Origin of the sequence: Pelagibius marinus, assembly GCF_014925385.1 — a bacterium.
GTDB classification, from domain to species: Bacteria; Pseudomonadota; Alphaproteobacteria; order Kiloniellales; family Kiloniellaceae; genus Pelagibius; species Pelagibius marinus.
This window is the reverse complement of the sequence record NZ_JACSDK010000014.1, coordinates 47,138-70,197: the sequence shown is the minus strand read 5'-3', so window position 1 is coordinate 70,197 and position 23,060 is coordinate 47,138. Positions and strand designations below refer to the sequence as shown.

The following is a 23,060-nucleotide window of genomic DNA, read 5'->3' as shown; positions in this document are numbered from 1 at the left end:
TGCTAGCTGCCGCAACGGCTTGTCAATTCAAGACAACGGTTGCGCCAAGAAGCGCCGCCTCCGGCGCAGTTCACTCGCGCCCCTTTACCGTCTTTTTGGGTTTTGCAAGGTTATGGAAGGTCGGTCCGTCGGCCGGAATGATAAATGCCAGCGCGGCGGAAGCGAGGCGAGCATAAGCTGGCAGGGACCGAGCCGCAGGAAGGTGGCTTGGCCGGCGACGCGTGCGCCGAGGCGTGCGTGAGATGCCAGTGAGGTCGGGTTGAAGGCCGAGATGCGGCTCCAGCTGAAGGCTATGCCGCGCTGGCGCAGATAAGCGTTGGCCTCGTCCCATAGCCGGGCAAAACCGAGACCACTGCGGTGCGCCGGCATCAAGTAAACGTCAAAATCCCAGGATGCTTCTCCCGCCGGTGCCGGCCTGTAGCGGCAGCGCACCTCGTCCTCGTCGTAGGGCGAAAGGCAAAGCCAGAGGCAGCCGATGACATCTTCCTCCTTGAAGGCCGCAAAGCAAACCGCGCCCTGGCTCGCACGGTATGCCAGAACGGCCTCATCAAGAGGCAGCGCCATGAGACGCCGGTCCTGCGGGTCGAGTTGACGCACAACGATTGAGCGGCCGCGTCGAGCCGCGAGCAGCGGCGCGGCAGGGACGGGTTGCGCAACCAGGAGATAGCTGTGGACTGCCATAAGCCCGCCTGACTTGGCGCTCGCGCGTTGCATCAGGTAGCAGAGAGCGTGGGACAGCCCGAGTTCACGCACGAGCCTTCTGAATTTGCATAGCAAAGATGCCGCCACCAAATCAGATTCCGTTGCCAGAATGATATGTCGCCGCAGCCAAACTCCGAGCGATCTCACTATGTGGATTTTCTCATCACTGCGCTATCTTGGAATCGCCAGGCTCTTGCTGCCGGGCTGGGATGACCGCCGGCGAGACACAATCGCGGCGCCGATTGAAACCTCGGGGAGGACCGATGTCCGTCATCGATGACGTGCGACGCGTATTGCAGGAGGTCTTGCAGGTGGGCGACCGGATGGTGGTTCTGGACCCCTCGACACCGCTCTTCGGCAGCATCCCGGAGTTCGATTCCATGGCGGTGGTTGCGGTGGTTACGGGTCTCGAAGAGCAGTTCGACATCCAAGTCGACGACGATGACATCTCGGCCGAGGTCTTTGCGACCTTGGACAGCCTTACCCGCTTTGTCGAAAGAAAGCTCGTTGCCTGACGGCGATGCAAACGACCGACATGCAGGCGCTCTTCCTTGAAGGTTGCGCAGGTACGCTCTTTGCGATCTACCATCCCGCTCGACCCCGACGCCGAGTCAAACTGGGTTTGGTGTATCTGCCCCCCTTCGCCGAGGAGATGAACCGCTCGCGTCGCATGGCCAGCCTGCAGGCGGGCCGGCTGGCGGCGCTCGGGATCGATGTGCTCCTTCTTGATCCCTTTGGGACCGGGGACAGCGCAGGCGATTTCGGCGATGCCCGCTGGGAGATTTGGCGAGAGGACGCAAAGACTGCGATCGCCTGGCTGAAAGAGCGCAGCGGAGCCCGGGTCGGCCTCTGGGGCCTGCGGCTCGGCGCCTTGCTGGCTGCCGAGGTCACGTCGGAAGCGGCCCAGCCGCCGGCCTGCCTGCTGCTGTGGCAGCCGATCCTCTCGGGTGATCGCTTCCTAACCCAGTTTCTCCGCCTACGCGTGGCGGCCGGTATGGACAAAAGCTCCGAAGCAGAGACCACCAAGGAACTGCGGGCGCGCCTGTGGCAAGGAGAGGCTTTGGAAATTGCCGGCTACGAACTGGCCTCGCCTCTGGCTCGGGCAATAGCGGAGCGCCAGCTTGCCGGCATGCTGCAGCGCCCTGAGGAACTGCCGCTTGACGTTCTGGAGGTCAGAGCAGGCGACGATCCGGCGGTCGCCCTTTCCACGCGGCAACTGCTGGAGGAGCTCGGGAATCGAAAGCGGCGGTTACGCGCCCATGCAGTCAGCGGCGATCCGTTCTGGTCCCTTCAGGAGATCACCGTGGCGCCAAAACTTCTCGAGGCGACGGAGGCTCTGTTTCGAGCATGACCCGCGCTCAGCCGCAAGAGCGAGCACTAACCTTTACCTGCGGCACTGCCACGCTGGTCGGCATTGTCCATTTGCCCGCCGTGGCGGCCCGGCGCGGCGTCCTGATCGTGGTCGGCGGGCCGCAATACCGCATCGGCAGTCACCGCCAGTTCCTGCTGCTGGCACGCACCCTGGCCGCGCATGGTGTTGCGGCAATGCGCTTTGACCATCGGGGCATCGGCGACAGCGGTGGGACCTACCCCGGTTTCGAAGCGCTGGACGACGACATCGGCACCGCGGTCGATGCCTTTCTCGCCGCCTGTCCTGAACTGGAGGAAGTGGTGCTCTGGGGTCTCTGCGATGCCGCGTCGGCAATTCTGTTCTATGCCCACCGCGATCCCAGGGTAGCGGGAGTGGTGCTGCTGAATCCCTGGGTGCGCACGCCGCAGAGCGAAGCGGCTGTCTTTCTGCGTCACTACTATCTGAGACGACTGATGGCGCGCGATTTTTGGCGCCGCCTCCTAACGGGACAAGTGAAACCTCACACGGCAGCCACATCCCTGATGCAACTGCTGGCCCGTCGATTCCGCACCACCCGGCCTCCCGACTCACACGCGCCGCTGGCGGATCGGATGGCCGAGGGCTTTGCCCGATTTGGCGGACCCGTGCTGCTCATCACGAGCGGCCAGGATCTGACGGCAAGAGAGTTCGAGGATACGGTACAGAAATCGGAGACTTGGCGCCGACTGACGGCCGAAGTGCGGGTCCGGTGGGAAAAACTGGCGCCGGCCGACCACACGTTCTCGCGCCGCACCTGGCGTGACAAGGTTGCCTGCTGGACCTTAGACTGGCTGCGCGGCTGGTGAAAGGAGTTGCAAAGTGCTGTTCTCGATCGCGTTTGGCGTTTTCATCCTGTGCATCGTTTACGTTGTATTCTGGAGCATAAAGAACGATGCGGCACCGTCGATCAGGGAGCAGGCCGGTTTCATCCGGATGCGTGTCCCGCAGAGCCCCCGTTCCGCGAAAGGCAAGCGCAGTACCAGTGTTCCGCCACCCCCTCCCACTGTGCACGCTCCGTCGCCGCCGACGGGCCGCAGGCGGTAGCTGCCTCACCGTCGCCCCCTTCTCGAGTCGTGATTGCGACGCTTTTTGGTACATGAAATAGTTGAATCGCGGCGCGAATTACTATCTCCGCCCTTATTTCGACTGAATGGTTCATGCCAGCCTCAGAACATTTACCTAAAAACCACCGCCCGACCCAAAAAAAACCAGTAAACCGCAAAAGATCACAACGGTTCGGGAGAAAGCCGATTATCATCCACTAACTCTTTTGGATTTGCAGTTACCACAGAATTGCTGGCCCTAAAACACTGCCTACGGCGCTTTTGGGGGAGTGCGCCAACTTCCACAATTCGTCACCGCACCCGCCAAGTCCTTGCGGGACGCCTCTTTTTGTCGCGATCCCTTCGGGGTCATTTGCGCGCGCGAAGAAATGGGCCTGTCCGCAACAAAACGCTGTTTGTGGCAAATAAAAGCCTTTTGGCTTTCCCGCCAAGAAAAGAACGACTGGTTAATAATTTGTTGTCATCCGCCAGCGATTCTTTCCGTTGCGCCCCGCGCATCTCCGCTACCGACTCCTAGGCCACGGAAAAAAATGGGATCTCAGCTGCCTCGTCACCTCCACGACCACCCCGCCCTCACCACATTGCAACAACCGATAAGCAGCATACCGGAAGCGGCAACGCCTGCCCCCTCCAGCAAACGACTTGAGGTTTTGTGTCACTTCGATGAGGTGTTCAGCGAGTCCCCGGTTTCAACCTCACAGGACGCGGAGGCTGCCTTTCGACTGCGTTACCTCGTCTATTGTTTGGACCGTGGATTTGAAGACGCCGAAGCTTGTCCGAACGGGCTGGAGCGAGACGGCTACGACGACACCGCGCTGCATTGCCTTCTCAGGGAACGAGCCGGCAGGCGTCCGCTGGGTACCGTGCGACTGGTTCCCGCTGCGCACAGGACATCGGGGATTAAAGCGCTTCCTCTGGCCGAGTACGCCCCAAAGGAAAGCATCGACGTTCTCAGGAGCCTGCCCAAGGCGACGACTGCAGAGGTGTCGCGCTTCGCGATTACCCGATCGGCGCGGGACATTCTCTGGCAATCGCAGGAAGCCGTCCGGGACAGATCCAGTCTGTCCATGCGTGCTCTGCAAAGTAGCGGCAAGCTGCTGCCGTACATGTCACTCGGACTAATTCGTGGACTGGTGCGCCTCAGCATGAAGCACGGAATCACGCACTGGTGTCTTGCGGCGGAACCGAGCCTGCTTCGGCGCTTACGCGGCTTCGGGTTGCATTTTCAGAATGCCGGTCCGCTGGTCGAGCACCGGGGACTGCGGCAGATCTGCTTTGCCGACCTGCAGGCCCTGCTCGCTCGCGCAGAAGTCGAGCAGCCGGAGTTTTGGGATATCATTACGGTCGGCGGTTTTCTGCTCTCCAGTGCATACGGAAAGTCCGTGGCCTGAACGCCGCTGGCCGATTCGCCACTTGCCGCAACTCGGTTGGCACTCGCTTTCGTGCTGAGGACGCCACCCTAAACCGTCGCGAACGCATGGGCGCGACTTGCAAATCCATTCTTTTTTGGTCGTAGCACGGCCCGCCTCCCAGCAGCAGTTTCGCGCCGCAGCCTCTGCATTTTTTGTGGTTGAAACGTCGCCTGAAATCTGTGTTGAGAGTGGCAGCGCCGCGACGGCAGTTGCTTTTTTTGTTTGACGGTATGATTGTGACGTCAGGGTCACTCCCAAACTCCGGAGTTCCAATGGCGCCGGAAAAGGTCACGCCTACGCCTCCAGGCGCTGGGCCGAAACGGAACGTCGCAATGCCGCCTGCCCGGGACAGCTATCGGCAGTATTTCGAGACTGTAGTGGTTGGAGAGGAGGATGATGCACTGCGTGACGCAGCATTTCGCCTGCGCTACCAGGTCTATTGCATTGAGAATCCCTTCGAAGATCCTGCAGACAATCCGGACGGCCGAGAGCGTGATACCTACGACGAGCGTGCCGTTCACTGCCTCCTGCTGCACCTACCTACCCACAGCTGGGCGGGTGCGGTGCGCCTGATCCTGCCCGACCAGAATGCTCCCGAACACAGCTTCGCCCTGCAACAGGTCTGCACGGATCCTACCATCTTCCAGCCGGAACTCTTTCCAGTGCAGGAGATGGGAGAGATCTCCCGCTTCTGCATCTCCAAGGAATTCCGCAAACGCCAGGGCGATTGGCTGTACCCCCGCAGCAACGAGCCAGAGCAGAGAGAGCATCAGCGGCGCATCATTCCCAACATGACGCTCGGCCTGATCGAGGGCCTTGTGCAGATCAGTCTCGACCACGGCATTTACTACTGGTGCGCGGTGATGGAGCGCCCCCTGCTGCGTCTCTTGGCTCGATTGGGCATTCATTTCAAGGACATCGGCCCCCTGGTCGATTACCACGGCCACCGGCAGCCCTGTCTGATCAAGCTCGACACCATGCTGACCCAGGTGCAAACGGAGCGGCCGGACGTTTGGGACATCCTCACCGACGGCGGACAACACTGGGATCGCCTGGTGAGTCTGCAGTCCGGCCGCTCCGAGTGAGAATCTTCGCCACGCTGAGTCATCGCCGACCGTCAGCAATGGATGTTTGTTTGGATGATCGACAGCGACTTCGAGTATGACCGGGCATTCGACCGCAACATCGGCTGGATCACCGCGGATGAACAGCAGGAGCTCCGCCGCAAGCGGATTGCCATTGCCGGGATGGGCGGCGTCGGCGGCGCCCATCTGCTGACTCTGACGCGCATGGGAGTCGGCGCGTTCAACATCTCCGACATGGACATATTCGAATTGGCGAACTTTAACCGCCAGGCCGGCGCCGCCGTCTCGACGATAGGCCGCCCGAAGGTTGAGGTCATGGCCGAAATGGCTCGCGACATCAACCCTCAATTGGAGATCGAGAGCTTTCCCGAAGGAATCACCGAAGCCAACATCGACGCTTTCCTCTCCCACGCCGAACTCTTCGTCGACGGGTTCGATTTCTTCGTTCCCGGTATTAGGGCGAAAGTCTTCCGTCGCTGCGCCGAACTCGGTATCCCAGCCATCACTGCCGGTCCCATCGGCTTCGGAACCTGCTATCTCATCTTCCTGCCCGGCGGCATGACATTCGAACAGTACTTCCGTATGGAAGGCCTGCCGGAGGAGCGCCAGTACGCGCGGTTTCTGCTTGGGCTGGCCCCGAAGGGGCTGCACCGAAACTACCTTGTCGATCCGAGTCGGCTGAACCTCGTGGAACGGCGCGGCCCCTCCTCCGCCGCCGCGGTACAACTCTGTGCCGGCGTCGTCGGCGCGGAGGCAGTCAAGATCCTCTTACGCCGCGGTCGCATTCGCCCCGCCCCCTACTACCATCAGTTTGACGTCCATCAGGGCCGCTTCGTCTGCCGACGCCTTTTCCTCGGCAACGACAACCCGTTGCAGCGTCTGAAACTCAGGGCGGTCGAGAAGCAGATCAAGCGGCTGCTGCACGGCAGGTGACACGGCCCGGCGACAAGGCGCCGGTGACGTGTCAAAGAACTTTACTGCCCCACCCCTTCCCGACCAGTCAGCCATTTTCGATTATGGAACAATAGGATAGGATCCCCCCCAGCTTTTTGAAGAGCCGCCGCCCCTTTCCGGCAAGACACAGCCCCCAAACGCCCCCCGGGTCGTCGTAAGACATTTTTACAGTTTCTGCGCCGGCGTTCGCCGGGTTTCGGCGCCTTCTTATTTCTCCCCAATATATCAATGCCTTGACGGTCAATGTCAGATTGGCACGCGCTTTGCTTCCTATAGGAACCAGGCACCGCCGTGGGCGATGCCAGGGATAGTGAGGATAGGTCTGTAGCGCCGCCTCTTGCCGCTGCAGCAGACCAAAGGAGATCGGAAGCATGAACAAGAAAACACTTTTCGCTCCGCTGTTCGTGGGCGCCATGGTCTTCGGGCTGGCGGGAGTTGCTCATGCCGACGCCGTCTATATGGATTTCAGCGCCGGCGGCGGCGTTGATGGCCATACTGACCTGGACGGGATAATCGATCCCGATCAGATAACGGAATCCTTCGACCAGCTCGGCGTCTTCGCCAACACGACGACCACCCAGTTCGACAGCGACGGGGACAGCATGCTGAGCGACGGCGACGCCTTCTCGGACAGTGGCCACCTGAACGTCACGGGCTTCATTCCCGGCGGCGGTGGCGACACCGAAGGCCTGAATAGCCTCGGCGGCTACCAGTTGACGGCGGAGTGGACCGGCCTGACCGGCACCTCGACAGCGCTTTCGCCCAACCCTGAGGATGCCGGCGAGCTGATCGGCAATATCACCTACGACGCGGTCGGCAATACGACCTTCAATTTCTACGTCGACTTCGGCGTGAATGGCGCCGGCCGCACGAATTTCGACTATGGGGCGACCATCGCTGAAACCGACGACGTCGACGCGACCTTCAACGACGGCACCCTGGTCCTCTCCGTGTTGATCGTCGGCGGCGAAGGCACCAACGTCTTCGATGCCGCCACCGGCGACTTCCTGCGCGGCACCTCAACGCTGATCGGCGAAGTGACCTTCGCCCTGGCGGACTTCTGGTTCTTTGTCGACGGCGATCTGGATTTCAACGATCTGCTCGGCAGCCTGGTCGAGATCGCGGTCTTTATCGACCAGAACACCGACAACGTGATCACCACTCCGAGCGCCTGCTTCCTGGCCGGTACCTGTGAGGAGGGAGACGCGCTGTTCACGGTGGACTCGGACCATGACGGCAGCATTGACTTCGTGCTGCAGGTTCCGGAACCGGCATCCCTCCTGATGTTCGGTGTCGGCTTCCTGGCACTTGGCGCCATCGGCATTGCCATCCGCCGGCAGTCCCCGCAGGCGTAAGGGGCCTGCTTCGCAGAACCGATCTCCTGGTTTCATAAAAGAAAGAGCACCGGTTTCCGGTGCTCTTTCTCTTTGCCGAAATGGTATGAGTCCTATGGCCAAAGCGGCCGGCCACCACGGACTGCAGCAGAGAGGGGCTCTGACTCCCGGCCGCTGACTGTGCCACTACAGAGGCCGGCAACAGACCCGGGCCCCGAAAAAGGGGCGGCTTACTCTCCTGAGGCTTCAGTCGCCGACCTGCTGAAGCATGCCACGAATCTTGTCATGGTCGGACGCCAGCCTCTCGTCCAGAAGAAGCGCCTCCAGGATCTGCCTCGCCTCATCCTTCTGGCCTGACCGTCCGAGCGCCTGGGCAAGGTGGTAGCGATACTGAGGATTCTCCGGCGCCTTCGCAGCCGCATCTGCGAAGAGACCCTTCGCTCTGAGCGTGTCGCCGCGCTCCAGCAGCAGCCACCCCAGGGTATCCATGACCCAAGGCGTTCCCGGCGCCAGCCTGTTGGCTTCTTCGGCATATTCGAGTGCCTCATCCGGGGCCGCCTTCTGAAGGAGCCAGGCCAGATTGTTCAAGGCAAGGACGCTGCCGGGATGCAGGCTGTGCACCGCCCGGAAAGCGGTAGTCGCGTCATCGACACGGCCCAGCTGAGCGTAGGACTGCGCCACGGCTAGCAGCATCGGAACGTCTTTGGGATTCCTGTCCAACCAGTCTTCCCGCACCGCGACGCTCGCATCCCAGTTGCGCGCCCGCCAGTGCGCCTGCGCAAGGTTTTCGACAAGGTCCCGGCTTGCCTGCAATCCCGAACGATCGAGGGCCGCTTGCAGCAGCCTCGCCGCCGCGCCGGCATCGCCCTGCCGAAGATCCATCCAGCCTTCCTGTGCCAGCACCTCGGGATTGTCAGGGTGTGCCGCCTTGAGCTCCGCCATTTCCCTTCGGGCCTGCTCCAGCTCGCCGTCAAGCACCAGGAAACGCACGAGCGCAACCTGCGACGGCAAATGCTTGGGGTCGATCTCCAGAGCACGATTGAGCTGGGACTTCATCTCCGCGTGCTTTCCGGCCAGGCCGTAAGCCCTGGCCAGCAGGTAGTGTGCCTCCACCGCCTCGGGAGCGAGCTCTACAAGTCGCCCAAACGTCGAGATCGCCTCATCGGTCTGGCCGGCCTGCAGCTGCGCTTGACCGACAACGCCGAGAAACTCCCTGCTGTCGGGGTTCTGGGCCAAACCGGGCTCTGCCGCTTCCAGGGCCTTCAGGGCGGCCTGATTGTGCAAATAGAGCAGCGCGAGCCTGAGTCGCGGGGTCGGCAACGTCGGCTGGGCCGCGACGGCCCTCTCCAGCCAGTCCGCTTGTGCTCTGACATTTCCGGATTGCCCGGCCAGGGAGGAGAGGTCCAGCATCGCCAGGTAGTTATCGGGTTGTCGTGCAACGAGGCCCTGCAAAAGTGTCTCGGCCGTCTCCAGATCACCGTCCTGCGCCTTCAGCCGCGCCAGGTTCAGCGTGGCATCGGTCGAAGCTGGATCCAAATCCACGGCGCGCGAAAAGGCCTTCTCCGCCAGTTCCTTCTCCGAACGTCCGAGGTGCGCGAGGCCGGTGAGGACCAGCAATCGGGGGCTATCCGGTTCGTTTTCCAGCAGGCGCTGCGCGTTCTCCAGGGCCAGGTCGAATTCGCCGGCTCTCAGCAACCCCAGGATAAGGGCGACCTCATTGGGCTCGGTGCCGCTTGCCTGGGTGCCGGTGGGGCCCTCGGACCCCGCGGCTGGCGGCGTGCCGGCGACCATCTGTGAGGTCCGGCCGGCACCGAGTCTGACCAAGCCGAGCTGCGATCGCAGCACGGCGTCCTCGGGAGACGCAGCCACGGCTTCGTCCAGATATTGGATAGCTGCATCAGTGTTGCCGGCCAAGGCCTCGGCGGTTCCCATCATGGCAAGCACTTTGGCGTCCCGCGGCTGCTCAGTGAGCAGAGGCCGCAACGTCGCCTTGGCCGCCGGAACATCCTTCAATTCCAAGAAGGTCGCCGAGAGGACTATGCGTGCCTGCCGGTCTTCCGGCACTGTCTGCAGATACTGGGTCAGGCGGGCGGCGGCCTGCTCGTAGAGGCCGAGCGAGTAAGCACTGATGCCGGCAACATTGAGCGCCATCGTGTGATAGCGGTTGATGGCCAGGACCTCATCGGCGGAACGCTTGGCCGCTTCGAAGTTCTTTGCCGCCAGTTGAACGACACTGTCCTGAAACAGCACCAGGCCGCTGTTCGGCTGGGCCGCCTTGAGTTTCGTCATCTTCGCCAGGGCGCCCTTGACGTCCCCTTCGGCAAGTGCGGCCCGGATCACGCCGAGGCGCGGGAGCAGCAGGATCGGGTTGAGTTCGACAGCCCGCTCGAAACGCTGACGGGCGATGTCGTACTTTCCATCGCGGAAATACATCTCGGCGTCTGCCGTTATGATATCGGCGTTCTCCGGTTCCAGCGCAAGCGCCCGATCCAGCAATTTGCGGCTCTTCTCCGGCTGCTGACGGGCGAGTGCAATGGCGGCCTTGCCACGGTACGCCAGGGCGTGCGGCGCCAACGCGAGGACCGAGTCATAGGCTTCTTCCGCCTCACCGACTTTTTGAAGAGCGAGCAAGGCGTCGCCCCTTGCCACGATGAGGTCTCTCTGCACCGGCGTAGAGCCCCCTGCCTGACCGGTAGCCTCCGACAAGACCTCGCTGAAGGCGCCCTGCCCCAGGCGGGCATAAGCAATCATGAGATCAAGCCTCTCGTCATCGGCGCCAAGCTCGCGGGCCCGCAAGAACGCGGTCTCCGCTGCTTGCGGGTCCCCGATTTTAAGGTAGATCTCGCCCAGCAGTATCCGCGCCGGCGCGCTGTTCGAGTCAGCCTGAAGGGCGTTCTTGATTTCGATAAGCGCGGCGGCGGTATCCCCGGATTCCAGATACTGCTGCGCCCTCCGATAGCTTTCGCTCTGCGCAGCCGCTTGATCAAAGGCAGCTGCCCCGAATAGCAGGAAGCTGCCGAGCAGAAGCGTCACGCCGAGCAGCCTAAATCCCTGTGAAAGCGGTCGCTGTGAAAGACGGCGGAATGATAGCGCGCTCGTAAGCGGCGGACTGATCCTAGGCACGGACTTTCCTCCTTCCCGCTCGGGTGCGGCCACAGGATGCCCTCCGGACCAACAGCCGTTGCATTGTCCGACCCAGGCGGCCTTCAGTTGGGCGCCAAGGCCCCTTGGATTGCAGAGCAGGGCCGCAACAGACATCTTTCAGGGACGCCCAAGGGGTAGCAAGTCCGATTCAGGTGAGATATTCGATCAACCTGCCGATACAGGCCGCCATTCTGTCGCTGCGCTCTTTATGATAATCGACAACTCCATTTCATAAGGCGCGAGAGCCACGCCATCGGCTTTGCCTGAAACCGAAGCCGGGCGATATTGACTGTCTGAAGCGGCAGAGCAGCGGCCCGTGAGAAGGCGTGGCGCTCTCGAGGCCGCATAGGCTAGCGGCCGGGTCACCGTTATCCGGTTGTGCGTCGTCCGATCAGGTTCCGGGGCGCTGAAACAAAGTGACAACAGCATTCGATCAGCTCGGCTACATCGCTACCGTTGGGGGCTACCTGGCGCTCGCCCTGATTTACGTTCTCTGGGGACGCTGGGCGTGGCCGGGGCATGCGTTCGTCCTGGCCACCTTGATCACTGCCGCCTGGGCCGGCGCAGCGCTGCTCTACCCCCTGCCGCCCGAACTGTCTTCCCTGGTAAGCCTGTTGCACCACCTCGCCTCCCTGGCTTGGGTCCTGTTCCTCTGGATGCTGATCGCCCTCAGCGCGGAGATGCGGAACAACCATCCCCGCCGCATTCGCCTGGGGTGGCTGGTCATTGCCGGGTTGACAGCCGCGACCGTCGTCATCGACCTCCTGCACGCCTTCTCGGAACAGCCGCCTACAACGCTGACAATCGGCCTCGGGTTAGTCATCTCGGCCGGCGGGCTTTCGCTTACCGAGACCGTCTTTCGCAGCTTCCGGCGCGGTGATCGCTGGGGCGTGAAGTATCTCTGTCTCGCAGTCGGCGGCATGTTTGCCTATGACGTCTTCTTTTTCGCCGACGCGCTGCTCTACCGCTCGATCGATGAGGCATTCCTGGGCGTCCGCGGCTTCGTCATGCTGTCTCTCGTCCCTCTCTTCGTCATTAACATCTTCCGCGCCGAGGCCCGGCATCTTTCCCTGGCCCTCTCCTCCCAGATGGTCTTCGGCTCGACTGTGATAGTGGTGACCGGCGCCTACCTCGGCCTGATGGCGCTGGCGGCCTACTATATCCGCGACTACGGCGGCAGCTGGAGCCAAGCCGCCCAGATCATCTTCGTATTCGCCGCGATCCTGCTGCTTTGCGCTTCCCTGCTGTCGGGGACGCTACGCTCCTACATCCGACGCTTCCTGGCGGAGCACCTGCAAAAGCAAAAATTCGACTACCGGCAGGAGTGGCGCCGCCTCCTGCAGAGGATTTCCGCCAGCGACCAGGAAGACCCCCTCGACCTGCGCGTGGTCAAGGCCCTGGCCGACCTGCTGGACAGCCCGGCTGGTGCCCTCTGGATGGTCGAAGGCTCCGGCTTGGCGCTCGCAGCGACCTGGAACCTTCCGGCTTCCAGCATGGCCGGCAGTGACGCCATCCAGGTGATCTCCACCTTCCACGACCACGAGGAAGTTCTGGATCTCAGGCATCTCGACGAATTTGCCCATGACCGGGATAGGCCACGGCTGCCGCCGGCCATCACCGAGATCGACACTGCCCGCTTCCTGCTGCCGCTGTTTCATCACGACAGGCTCATGGGCCTCGTGCTGCTGGCCGCGCCTCGTGTGTCCAGGCGCCTCGACCGGGAGGATATCGAGCTGGTGACCATGGCGAGCCGCGAGGCTGCAGGTTACCTGTCCGAGCAGCGCGCGGCCCGCGCTCTGGCCGAGACTCGCGAGTTCGAGAAGTTCAACCAGCGTTACGCCTTCGTCACGCACGACATCAAGAATCTGGTCAGCCAGCTCTCACTAATCGTGCAGAATTTTGAGAAATTCGGTGACCGGCCGGAGTTTCAACAGGACATGCTGGCGACGGTCAAGTCCGCGGTGGAGCGGATGAACCACCTCATGGCGCGCCTAAAGGAGGAACCGGATACCGCCAGCCTGGAAGGTGTGGCCGTGTGCCCCCTGATCAGGGCAATCATCGGTGAGAAGTCCCTCGCAAGCGCAGGCGTTTCCTTCAACTGCCCGCCCGACCTCGCAGACCTCCAGGTCAGGGCGGATGTTCGGCGGGTGGATGCCATCCTGCGCCACCTGTTCCAGAATGCCATCGAATGCTCCGGCAACCGCGGGATCGTTGTCGGCCTGAGCCAGAGCAGAAACACCGCGGTCATCGAAGTGCGGGACTCCGGCAGCGGCATGGATCTGGCGTTCATCCGCAACGAACTGTTCCGGCCCTTCAGCTCCACCAAGCGCGGTGGCATGGGAATCGGCGCCTTCCAGTGTCGCACCTATGCCCGAGAACTGGGCGGCGACCTGGAAGCCATCAGCAGTGTCGGCGCCGGCACTACCATGCGAGTCACCCTGCCCGTGTTGCAAGAGATTCAAAACTGTGCTGATTGAACGGAATGGCTGAGCACAAACGTCCCAAGCTCCTGTTGGTGGAAGACGACCAAGGCCTGCAGCGCCAGCTGGCCTGGGCATTCGACGACTTCGAAGTGCTGAAGGCGGAGGATCGGCCAACGGCGGAGGCGGTGCTAGACCAGGAAAAGCCGTCGGTCGTTCTGCTCGACCTGGGCCTTCCGCCGGACGCTGACGGTCCCAGCGAGGGGTTGGCAACCCTGCAGGCCGTGCTGCGGGCCTCGCCCGATAGCAAGGTCATAATGATGAGCGGTCAGACCGAGCGGGAGTTCGCACTGAAGGCGGTAGCCCTTGGTGCCTATGATTTCTACCAAAAGCCGCTCTCCGTGGATGAGATACGGCTGATCGTCGGTCGCGCTCAGCGCCTCTATGAACTGGAGCAGGAGAACCGCAGGCTGGCACGGCACCAAGGCGGCACACCGCTGCCCGGTGTATTGACCTCCAATCCCGCCATGCTGGAAGTCTGCAGCGACATCGCTGCCCTCGCGGCCACGAACGTCTCAGTCCTTGTCGTCGGCGAAAGCGGCACCGGCAAGGAGCTGCTGGCCCGGGCCCTCCATGAGTTCAGCCCGCGCGCCAAGGGTCCGTTCGTCGCGGTGAACTGCGCGGCAATTCCCGAAACTCTGCTGGAGAGCGAATTTTTTGGACACGAGAAAGGCGCCTTTACAGGCGCGTTCAAGACCACTACTGGCAAGGTCGAATGCGCCAACAAGGGCACGTTGTTTCTCGACGAGATCGGCGATATGCCACCACCGCTGCAGGCTAAGCTGCTGCGCTTCCTGCAGGAACGCACCATAGAGCGCGTCGGTGGCCACCGGCAGATACCCGTTGATATTCGCGTTGTGTCGGCAACCAACCAGGATCTTCAGGCAATGATCCAGGAAGGTTCTTTTCGTCAGGATCTTTACTATCGCGTGAGCGAAGGTGTCGTCGAGATTCCGCCGCTGCGCGACCGCCCGGAGGACGCCGCTCTGATTGCCAACAAGCTCGCCCGCGACTATGCGCAGGAACTCGGCCGCAGACCGTACAGCCTCAGCCGGTCAGCTTTGGCGGCCATTCTCGCGCACTCCTGGCCCGGCAATGTCCGCGAACTGCAGAACTGCATCAAGCGGGCAGTGGCCTCAGCTGCAGGCCCGGTGATCCCGGCAAACGATCTGCGCCTTGGCGGCACGTCGGAGACGGCGGAAGGCCCGCTGACGCTGAAGCAGGCTCGCTTCCTCGCCGAAAGCAAGGCCCTGCGCCAGGCTCTCGCCATTGCCAACGGCAACATTTCGGAAGCGGCCCGGGTGCTCGACACCAGCCGGCCGACGCTCTACCAACTCCTCAAACAGCACGCCATCGAGCCTTGAGGGTCGCTGAAGGGCCGCTAGGCGCTGCACCGCTTTCCAGCGCTGTGGCGTTCCAGACAGGCTCCAATGATACTATCCAGCTTGGCCAGGGATACCGCCCAACTGTGGTGCGACTCCACGCGGGCCCGGCCGGCAACGGCGAAAGCCTGCCGGGCAGCGGCGTCCTCCATCAACCAGAGCAGCTTGTCAGCGTAATCCTGCGGCGACTGGGCGACCAGCAGATGCTCTTCCGGGACCGCATCCACCCCGCCGGCGGCCTCCGGGCTGGTCACCACCGGTACCCCCATGGCCATGCATTCAAGAATCTTGTTTTGCGTACCGCGCGCGATTGCCAACGGCGCCACGTTCACAGCCGAGCGCCGAACCGGCTCGCGCACGTCAGGCACAGTACCGGTCACAGTGACGCCTTCGCGTTCACCCAGCCGCCTGATTCCGGCGGAGGGCTCAGCGCCGATGATCGTCAAGGTTGCTGACGGCCTTTGCCGCCGGATCGCCGGAAATACCTCGTCGCAAAAGAACAGCATAGCCTGCTGGTTCGGGAAATAGTCCATGCGCCCGACGAAAGAGATGGCATCCGGGTCGTAAGACTTCGTCGACGGCGCGAAATAGCTCTGGTCGACGCCGTTGGGAAACCAATCGCACGGCGTCGTTACCTGCAGCCTGCGCAGCGCCTCCAGCTCTGCCCTGGTGGTACAGGTGCAGAAATCGAACTGATGAGTTAGCGCCTTTTCCGCCGCTGCCAGCTTTCTGCCCTCCAGCCAGTAACCCAACGACAAGGGAAATGGCTTGAATTGCCGGTACACCAGCCACTTCTCGGAATCGATGTCGCCGAAGTCGAGAATCTTCGGAATGCCCGTAACCTGGCGAACATAGGGTGCAACGGAAGAGCAATGCACGAAGATAAGATCGAACGCTTCCCGCCTCAAACGCTCTTGGATGCTGCGGGCGAGCGCCGGAGAATAGAAATATCCCATCGAGGACGGATACGGTGTCGGAAGGCGCGCGATCATCCGCGCCCAGGCGGCCGGTGCCCTCACCTCACCCATGACATAGTCGGCGCAGTGCGGGGCGATCCCTTGCCCTGCCGCCGCCTCCTCCGGCGAGCGCGCCAGAGAAGCGACGACGACTTCGTGCTTCCGGCTCAAATGCCGGATCATGTTGAAAGGACGGATCTTCCCACCGCGGGCCGGTGGAAAGGGGAAACGGTGGCAGAGATAGAGGATCCTCATCCGGCGACCGCGACCTCCCCGCTCAGCTCGTCCGCAATGTCGCTGGCGGTCCGGCCATCGAGATAGATCTGCGCCCAGATCTCCAGGTTCAGAAGCGCCAGCAGGTGGTCCGTGTGGTCTTCTCGATTGGCCATGTGGAGAGCGATGGTTTCCTCAACCACCGGCCAGGACAGAAGCCCCCGCCTTTCCACCGATTGCTTCGACAGGATGTGATTCATCATCGGCTGGAGATCGCGCTTCAGCCACGCACCGAAAGGCGCCCCGAAACCGCGCTTCTTGCGCTCAAGGATCTCGAGCGGCAGCACGTCGCCTAGCGCTCGCTTCATCAAGCTCTTGAGATTGCGCCCGTCGATGCGCAACGCCGCCGGCACCCGCGCCGCCAGTTCCACCAGATGGTGGTTTAGAAGCGGCACTCGGCACTCCAGAGAGCTCGCCATGGTCATTTTATCCGTCAGCATCAGCAGGTCGTTCGGCATCTGGGTCATGAGGTCTACCCGCATTAGCCGGTTTAGCCCGTCGCCCGAAGTCGCTACCGAGAATGCTTCGGCCAAGCTGTCTATTCCGCCCGCGCGCCCGTTCTTAAGAAGCCGTTCCAGGCTATCGGGCCCAAAAACCTGCACGTAGCTGCGATAGCGCTCCTCGAATGGCAGGCTGCTCGATGCGACGAAGGTGCGGGCATAGCGGGCGATCCCCGACAGCCGGCCGTGCCGATCGCTTGGCATGGACTGCACCAGAGGCGCGATCAGGGTGTCACGCATCCAGGCAGGAAGACGTCGGTAGTAATCAGCGTAGTAGTCGCCGAGATAACGGTTGTATCCACCGAACAGCTCGTCGCCGCCGACACCGGAGAGGATCACCTTGACGTCCCGCCGTGCGAACTCGCTCACCAAGTAGGTCGTGACCGCGGCGGAGTCGGCAATCGGCTCGTCGAGATGCCAGGCCAGCATCGGCAGCAAGCGGGCGACCTCCGGACGCACGATGACTTCGTGGTGGTCGGTGGCGTACCGCTCCGCCGTCAGGCGGGCATAGGGCAGCTCGTTGTAGACCTCGCTGGCCGCGTCCCCTTTGAAGCCAATCGAGTAGGACTTGACCGGCCTCTCGCTGTGGCGAGCCATAAACCCGACGATGGCGCTGGAATCGATGCCCCCACTGAGGAATGCGCCCAGCGGAACGTCGCTGACCATCTCGGAAGCGACCGCGGCCTCGATGGCGGAGGAAAGCGCCTCAGCCCAGTCCGCTTCACTGAGGGAGCCGTCGGCCTCCGCCGGACTCTGCCAGTACCTCTCGATACGATAGCCGCCGTTCTCGCAGATCAGAAGACTGGCCGGAGGCAGCTTGCGGATGCCCTGGAATAGACTCTGGTGGTTGCCGCTGTAGCCCAAGGAGAGATAGTCCTGCAGCGCTCCTTCATCCACGGTGCGGCTGACGCCGGGAACGGTCAGCAGCGCCTTGATCTCGGATGCGAAGATGAGCCGGCCCTCGTGCTCGATGTAGTAGAGCGGCTTGATGCCGAGACGATCGCGACCGAGAACCAGGCGCCGGCGCCGCGTGTCCCAGATGGCAAAGGCGAACATGCCCTCCAAGCGGGTCACGAAGGCGGTGTCATGATGCTGAATGAGATGAACCAGCACCTCCGTATCGCTGCCGCAACGGAAGCGCACCCCGGCGGCCTCCAGTTCGCGGCGGATTTCCCGGAAATTGTAGATTTCACCGTTGCAGACGGTCCAGATGGTTTCGTCGCCGTTGGCGATCGGCTGGTGACCAGTCCTGAGATCGATGATCGACAGCCGCCGCATACCCATCGCAAAGCCGCGATCCCAGTAGCGGCCCTCGTCGTCCGGCCCACGGTGGACGGTGACCTTCGCCATGGGATCGAGAAGAAATGGACTGCAGTCCGCAGGCGCCCGCAGCGCCACCATGCCGTATATGCCGCACATGTCGCCTTCAGGCTCCGTTTTTCCCGTTCACCAGACGATCGTAGATCGGCGCGTAATGCTCCACCACGGCATCCCAGGTGCGCTCGGCCACCACGTAGCGCCGCCCGGCTGCCCGCATGGCCGGCCAGTCCTCCTGCCGGTCGATGACCTCCGCCAGTTTGCACGCCAGGGCGCCGGCGTCGTCCGGCTTGAAGAGGTAACCTCTCTCGCCGTCCACCAGAAGTTCCCTGTGGCCGCCAACATCCGAGGCCACCACAATAGAACCTTGCGCCATCGCCTCTAACGGCTTCAAGGGGGTGACCAGGTCCGTCAGCCTCATACGGTGACGGGGGTAGACGAAAAGGGTAACGAGGTCGTAATAGCGCTGCACCTCCTCGTGAGGCACTCGGCCGGTGAAGACCACCCGGTCCGCTATACCCAGGCGGCCTGCCTGCTCGACCAGGCGCTCCTTCTCGGGCCCGCCGCCGACCATCAACAGCTTGACGTCCTGCCGATCACGAAACAACCGCGCGGCGCCTTCCATCAAGAGATCCAGCCCCTCGTATGCATAGAAGGAACCGATGAAGCCGAGAACGACACAGCCGTCGAGCCTCAGAGCGAGCCGCAAGGCTTCATCTACCCGCCGTCGCATGGAAAACCTCTCCGCATCTACGGCGTTCGGCACCACCATCACCCGTCCCGACGGCAGGCCGCGGCTGAGAATGTCCCGCCTAAGACCCTCGCAGATGGTGGTGACGGCATCGGCCCGTCGCAGGACAAAGGTTTCCAGGTTGCGTGTGGTACGGTAGCGCAGGTCGCCTTGGCGGGCCGTGCCCCAGTCCACTGCGGCGTCCTCCCAGAGGGAGCGCACCTCATAGACCATCGGAAGGCGGTGACGCCGTGCCGCCTGAAGCGCGGGGATGCCGTTCAGCACCGGCGAATGAGCCTGAACGATGTCCGGGCGGGTTTCCTCGATGACCTCATCGAGGCGACGGAGGGTCCTGTGCATCTGGGCGAGTTCGCGCAGCAGCGGCAACCGCTGCGAAACGGCAGCCGGCGGCCGCGTGCGGTTGAAGGTCCAGCCATCGACCCTGTCGACCGGCCCGTTGAAGCTGTTTTGCTTGGGAGTCGTCATCTGGACCGTTTCCCAGCCCCGCTTTCGCTGGGCCGCCAGAATTCCGATGGTGCGGAAGCTATAACCGCTCTGCAGCGGCAGAGAATGGTCCAGAAGGTGAAGGATTCTCACCGCCGTTCGCCTCCCCGGCTGTCAAGCGCCACCGCCATTGCCCTACCAGCAGATTCCTTCATAGTCGATGCCTGGACGGTTCTGCAGAGCCGCCACACCCTGCAGATCAATGACGCTCCGGCCAACCGCTGCCGCGGCGATTTTCGGCACGACATCTCTCGGGGCGTGGCCGATTACAATGGTTCCGGCGCCATTCAGGGTTCCATCGATAGAGTTGCTCACCAGACGATCGAGGTGCGGGATCTCGCACCTGATGTATTCGAGGTTGGTGCCTGTGAGCCGTCCGAGATCCACCGAGCGGTCAAAGATGGCGAGGTCAAAGCCCTTTCCAATCAACCGTTCCGCCAGGGTCACAAGCGGCGACTCCCGCAGATCGTCGGTCCCGGGCTTGAACGCGAGCCCAAAGAGCGCCACCTTGCGCCGCCCACGCCGCTGTATCATCTCCAGGGCCCGCTCGACGTGCTGCTGGTTGCTTTCGAGCACGCTGGTCAACATCGGCAGCGGCAGGTTCGCGGCCCTCGCCATATCCGCGATGGTGCGCAGTTCCTTGGGCAGGCAGGAGCCGCCGAAGGCGAACCCAGGGCGCAGGTAGGCGGAAGAGATGTTGAGAAGCCGGTCTTCGCAGAAGATTCGCATTGCCTCGCGGGAATCGATCCCGAGTGTTTTCATCAGCACGCCCAGTTCATTGGCGAAGGCAATCTTCACGGCGTGAAAGCAGTTGCAGGCGTATTTCAGCGACTCTGCCACTCGCGCCGTCGTCGCAATGAATGGCGCATCGAGACCGGCGTAGAGCGTCGCCAGCGCCTGGCAGCCTTCCGTTCCCACCCCCCCGACCACAGTGAAGGGAGGGTGGAAGAAATCCTTGATAGCCGACCCTTCCCGCAGGAATTCCGGATTGGAGCAGAGAGTCAGCTCTTCGCCTATCTCGCGGCCAGCCGCCTCCTGCAGCAGGCGGGCGATGCGCCCGTCAGTGGTTCCTGGCGCCACGGTGGAGCGTATCACCACGCAGTGCGGCTCCTGCTTCCGCCTAATCTCGCGGCCGATTGCTTCCACCACAGACTCAACCGCGGTCAGCGACTGGCTTCCGTTGGTGTCGCTCGGTGTCCCTACCGAGATCAGGGAGATTTCGCTCCCCATGACCGCCGCAGAGACATCCTCGGTGGCCGAGATCATGCCCGCCGCATGGCCTTTTGATATGAGCTCGGCCAGACCCTGCTCCACAACCGGCGAGAAGCCGGCGTTGATCATTTCAATCTTCGAAAGATTGATATCGACGCCGATAACCTTGTGACCAAAATGGGCAAAGCAGGCGCCGGACACGGCACCGACATAGCCGAGGCCAAAAATTGAGACATTCATTGTGTCGACTTGCGGCCTCTCTTCTGCGGTCAATGGGTCTCACAACTGCCACGACACCTGCAAACCAACTCGCTCCGCCCCATCGCCATTACGGGTTGCCGCCAAATGCCGCTTCCTAGCCGGACGGCGCTGCCGCACCTAGCCCCCCGCTCTCTGCTCTGCAAGAATTGGTGCTCCTTCACAGCATGCTGGAGGTGAATTTTGGCTTCAACCGGCCAGAACTCGACCGCCGTTATCGTAATGGGACCATTCCGCTCCGGCACCTCTCTGGTTAGCGCGATCCTGGCCGGTCTCGACGTATACTTCGGTCCTGCCGCAGAGGCCTCTCCCCCACCGGACCGCTTCAATCCGCTTGGCTATTTTCAGCGCCGTGAAATCGTTTCCGCAAACACAAGATTTATCGCTTCCGCGGGGGGAACCCAGGCCAATCCCGGAACCCCGGACAAGCTCTTCGAGAATGGTGACTGGAAAATTCTCGCAAGCACAAGCATCCCATGGGTGGAGAACGCCGCGTCGTTCGGAATGAAAGATCCCCGCTTCAGCACCACCTTATGGTCCTGGGTCCAGGTCGGCCGCCTCAAGCGGGACGGATTGAAAGTGATACGCGTAACACGGCGCCTGGAGGCAGCCGCTGCGAGCGTGATGAAGCACAGAGAGGTGAGGGAATACTGCGGAAACGACTTCAGCCGGTCCCTGGAAATGACGGAAGCCTACGACGTCAATTCCGCATGGACCGCGGATCACCTCGGCATACCGGTATGCCAGATTGCTTATGAAGCCCTGATCGGCGATCCGACGCAGGAAGTGGCCCGTCTGGCCGACTATCTCGAGGTCCGGGAACCGGCCAGGATCAAACGCTGCGCCCGCCTCATCGGCAAGCGGCGGGCGCTCTTGGACCACTATGTTCGGAAGGTCTCCCACCCCGCACTTCTGGCGGACACGATCGCAAGAACCGTCAAGGCGAAGCTGCCCGTCTCGGGCTGACCAGCGGTGGCGGCGGCAATTATCATAGTCTTCGCCGGTTATGAAAGGGACCGCCCCCCTGCGGCAAGCCGCTAGCCCAGCATTTCCCCCGCCCAGCGCAGGAACCCGGTATCTCCCAGGCCACACCCCAGACCGACCTGAAACATCTCGAAGTTCCACCCGACATTACCTTCGACAATCGACGCTCCCTCGTCGGTCACCGCGATATCCCAGCCGATCGACGTGAGGCCGGGAAGAGACGACTGCGCAAGAACTGCCACGGCGAGGACGTCACTCCAGTGGGGAATTGGCCTCCCCGCGATGATCTCCTGATTAACTGGGTGCCGCTGAAATCTTCCCTTGCAGAGATCCCTAGCCACCGCCGCCTTCAATGTTCCCCGCTCCATATCGACACCGGAAACCAGGCCGCCGGCCCAGTACGCGTCTATCACCGCACCGCCCATGGGTATCTTGAGCAGAGCACCGATAACAGCCGGCCCTGTTTCAGCGGACAACACAGTGACGACGCGAAAGGTTGCCAGTCCTTCGCCCGCCAGCGCTTGAAGATCTGCATGGTTCCGGAGAGCCGGCTGCAGGATGCAGTGCCGCTTTCCACAGTCCACCAGGAACTCGCTCCGCGCGAGCGTTCGGCCATTGCTGCTCCAACTGTCGGTGCGGCTGCGGTACCGCCAAAGCTCCGCCCCACTGCCGCCGAACCGGTCCGGGGGCTTCCTAAAAAGATCCACCCCGGGAAGTTCCTTGTGATCGCCGAACCATGCCGCGGGGGCTCCGTCGTTGGAGAAGGAGGCCACGATTTCAGGAGTCGGCAGGCCGGCGCTCTGGCAGTGCCGGAAAAACCGCACCTTGTTGTTCGCGATGCGTACCTCCTTGCTTCCGGGCTGCGTCGCTCTGAGGATCGCGTCCTTCTCACGCTGGCAGAAGTAGAGGGGGACCGCCCGCGTGGAGGGACAATTGAACAAGTGCAGGGAAAAATAGTCCGATGGCGCGACGTTGTAGCGATACAAGGCGTGGAGGCTGCCGAACATCTGTCGAACGACCGACACGGCGAAATGCCTGCGGACGCATGCCCCATTCCGCGCCAGGAATAGCATGCACAACGACAGGCCGACGCCAGGCCACAAGATCGTGCGCAGAACCGGCAGCAGCCTGGATGAAGCCGCATTCCGTTGCGCACGGAAAGCCAGGTCGTGCAATCTTCGCACCGAGTCGGGGCAATCGCTATAGAACCAGGGCAGGTTGTACGCGCTTGTCTCGCATTTCTTGAGAAATGCCAGAAAGGCATCCAGCGCCTTGCCGAACCGCGTGGCCTCTGTCGTGCGTGTCACATACAGGTACTCGGCCAGGTTCAGCTTGATGAGCGCTGCGAGACGACGATCTATGGACATCCACCGCCCCCC

Annotated in this window: 17 protein-coding genes; 10 read left to right on the top strand and 7 right to left on the bottom strand. The window is 62.3% G+C overall.

Annotation, left to right across the window (positions count from 1 at the left end; genetic code table 11):
- Window positions 1–84: 84 nt before the first annotated feature.
- A complete protein-coding gene (locus H7X47_RS16365; RefSeq protein ID WP_193369796.1) occupies window positions 85–849 on the bottom strand; it encodes a GNAT family N-acetyltransferase in 765 nt (254 codons plus the stop codon).
- A 116-nt stretch (window positions 850–965) separates the two neighbouring features.
- Between H7X47_RS16365 and H7X47_RS16360 the strand changes: the two genes are divergently transcribed.
- The 7 genes from H7X47_RS16360 (at window position 966) to H7X47_RS16330 (ending at window position 7,962) form a co-directional block, all read left to right on the top strand.
- Window positions 966–1,217: an acyl carrier protein gene (locus H7X47_RS16360; protein ID WP_193369795.1), complete on the top strand. Its 252-nt coding sequence runs from the start codon at window positions 966–968 to the stop codon at window positions 1,215–1,217.
- A 20-nt stretch (window positions 1,218–1,237) separates the two neighbouring features.
- A complete protein-coding gene (locus tag H7X47_RS16355) occupies window positions 1,238–2,053 on the top strand; it encodes a hydrolase 2, exosortase A system-associated (RefSeq protein WP_193369794.1) in 816 nt (271 codons plus the stop codon).
- Entirely contained in the window at window positions 2,050–2,898 is an 849-nt protein-coding gene (locus H7X47_RS16350) for a hydrolase 1, exosortase A system-associated (protein WP_193369793.1), read from the top strand. The genes H7X47_RS16355 and H7X47_RS16350 overlap by 4 nt, the downstream gene beginning before the upstream one ends.
- Window positions 2,899–3,686: 788 nt before the next feature.
- Entirely contained in the window at window positions 3,687–4,547 is an 861-nt protein-coding gene (locus H7X47_RS16345) for a PEP-CTERM/exosortase system-associated acyltransferase (protein WP_193369792.1), read from the top strand.
- Window positions 4,548–4,840: 293 nt separating this feature from the next.
- A complete protein-coding gene (locus tag H7X47_RS16340) occupies window positions 4,841–5,653 on the top strand; it encodes a PEP-CTERM/exosortase system-associated acyltransferase (RefSeq protein ID WP_193369791.1) in 813 nt (270 codons plus the stop codon).
- A gap of 54 nt (window positions 5,654–5,707) precedes the next feature.
- Complete coding sequence (locus tag H7X47_RS16335; protein ID WP_227010550.1) at window positions 5,708–6,586, top strand: ThiF family adenylyltransferase; 879 nt, start codon at window positions 5,708–5,710, stop codon at window positions 6,584–6,586.
- A gap of 392 nt (window positions 6,587–6,978) precedes the next feature.
- Window positions 6,979–7,962 carry a PEP-CTERM sorting domain-containing protein gene (locus H7X47_RS16330; protein WP_193369789.1) on the top strand — a complete coding sequence of 328 codons (984 nt, stop codon included), beginning with the start codon at window positions 6,979–6,981 and terminating at the stop codon, window positions 7,960–7,962.
- A gap of 225 nt (window positions 7,963–8,187) precedes the next feature.
- Here H7X47_RS16330 and prsT read toward each other — a convergent pair whose 3' ends face one another.
- Window positions 8,188–10,974: an XrtA/PEP-CTERM system TPR-repeat protein PrsT gene (prsT, locus tag H7X47_RS16325; protein ID WP_193369788.1), complete on the bottom strand. Its 2,787-nt coding sequence runs from the start codon at window positions 10,972–10,974 to the stop codon at window positions 8,188–8,190.
- Window positions 10,975–11,501: 527 nt separating this feature from the next.
- On the opposite strand from prsT, the gene prsK reads away from it, so the two are divergent.
- Both prsK and prsR read left to right on the top strand, forming a co-directional pair.
- Window positions 11,502–13,562, top strand: a complete 2,061-nt coding sequence (gene prsK / locus H7X47_RS16320) for an XrtA/PEP-CTERM system histidine kinase PrsK (RefSeq protein WP_193369787.1) — start codon at window positions 11,502–11,504, stop codon at window positions 13,560–13,562.
- Window positions 13,563–13,567: 5 nt separating this feature from the next.
- Complete coding sequence (gene prsR, locus H7X47_RS16315; RefSeq protein WP_193369786.1) at window positions 13,568–14,929, top strand: PEP-CTERM-box response regulator transcription factor; 1,362 nt, start codon at window positions 13,568–13,570, stop codon at window positions 14,927–14,929.
- Window positions 14,930–14,946: 17 nt separating this feature from the next.
- On the opposite strand, the gene H7X47_RS16310 is transcribed toward prsR, so the two are convergent.
- Genes H7X47_RS16310 through H7X47_RS16295 form a run of 4 tightly spaced genes read right to left on the bottom strand, consistent with a single transcriptional unit; the run spans window position 14,947 to window position 20,712 of the window.
- Window positions 14,947–16,158, bottom strand: coding sequence for a TIGR03087 family PEP-CTERM/XrtA system glycosyltransferase (locus H7X47_RS16310; protein ID WP_193369785.1), 1,212 nt, complete (start codon window positions 16,156–16,158; stop codon window positions 14,947–14,949).
- Window positions 16,155–18,095 (bottom strand): asparagine synthase (glutamine-hydrolyzing), encoded by a 1,941-nt coding sequence (gene asnB / locus H7X47_RS16305; RefSeq protein WP_193369784.1) that lies wholly within the window; start codon window positions 18,093–18,095, stop codon window positions 16,155–16,157. The genes H7X47_RS16310 and asnB overlap by 4 nt, the downstream gene beginning before the upstream one ends.
- Before the next feature lie 7 nt (window positions 18,096–18,102).
- Window positions 18,103–19,320, bottom strand: a complete 1,218-nt coding sequence (locus H7X47_RS16300) for a TIGR04063 family PEP-CTERM/XrtA system glycosyltransferase (RefSeq protein ID WP_193369783.1) — start codon at window positions 19,318–19,320, stop codon at window positions 18,103–18,105.
- Window positions 19,321–19,362: 42 nt separating this feature from the next.
- Complete coding sequence (locus H7X47_RS16295) at window positions 19,363–20,712, bottom strand: nucleotide sugar dehydrogenase (protein ID WP_193369782.1); 1,350 nt, start codon at window positions 20,710–20,712, stop codon at window positions 19,363–19,365.
- Between the two features lie 168 nt (window positions 20,713–20,880).
- Between H7X47_RS16295 and H7X47_RS16290 the strand changes: the two genes are divergently transcribed.
- Window positions 20,881–21,663 carry a sulfotransferase gene (locus tag H7X47_RS16290; protein WP_193369781.1) on the top strand — a complete coding sequence of 261 codons (783 nt, stop codon included), beginning with the start codon at window positions 20,881–20,883 and terminating at the stop codon, window positions 21,661–21,663.
- 71 nt (window positions 21,664–21,734) lie between these two features.
- On the opposite strand, the gene H7X47_RS16285 is transcribed toward H7X47_RS16290, so the two are convergent.
- Entirely contained in the window at window positions 21,735–23,048 is a 1,314-nt protein-coding gene (locus H7X47_RS16285; RefSeq protein WP_193369780.1) for a sugar-transfer associated ATP-grasp domain-containing protein, read from the bottom strand.
- Window positions 23,049–23,060 lie beyond the last annotated feature (12 nt).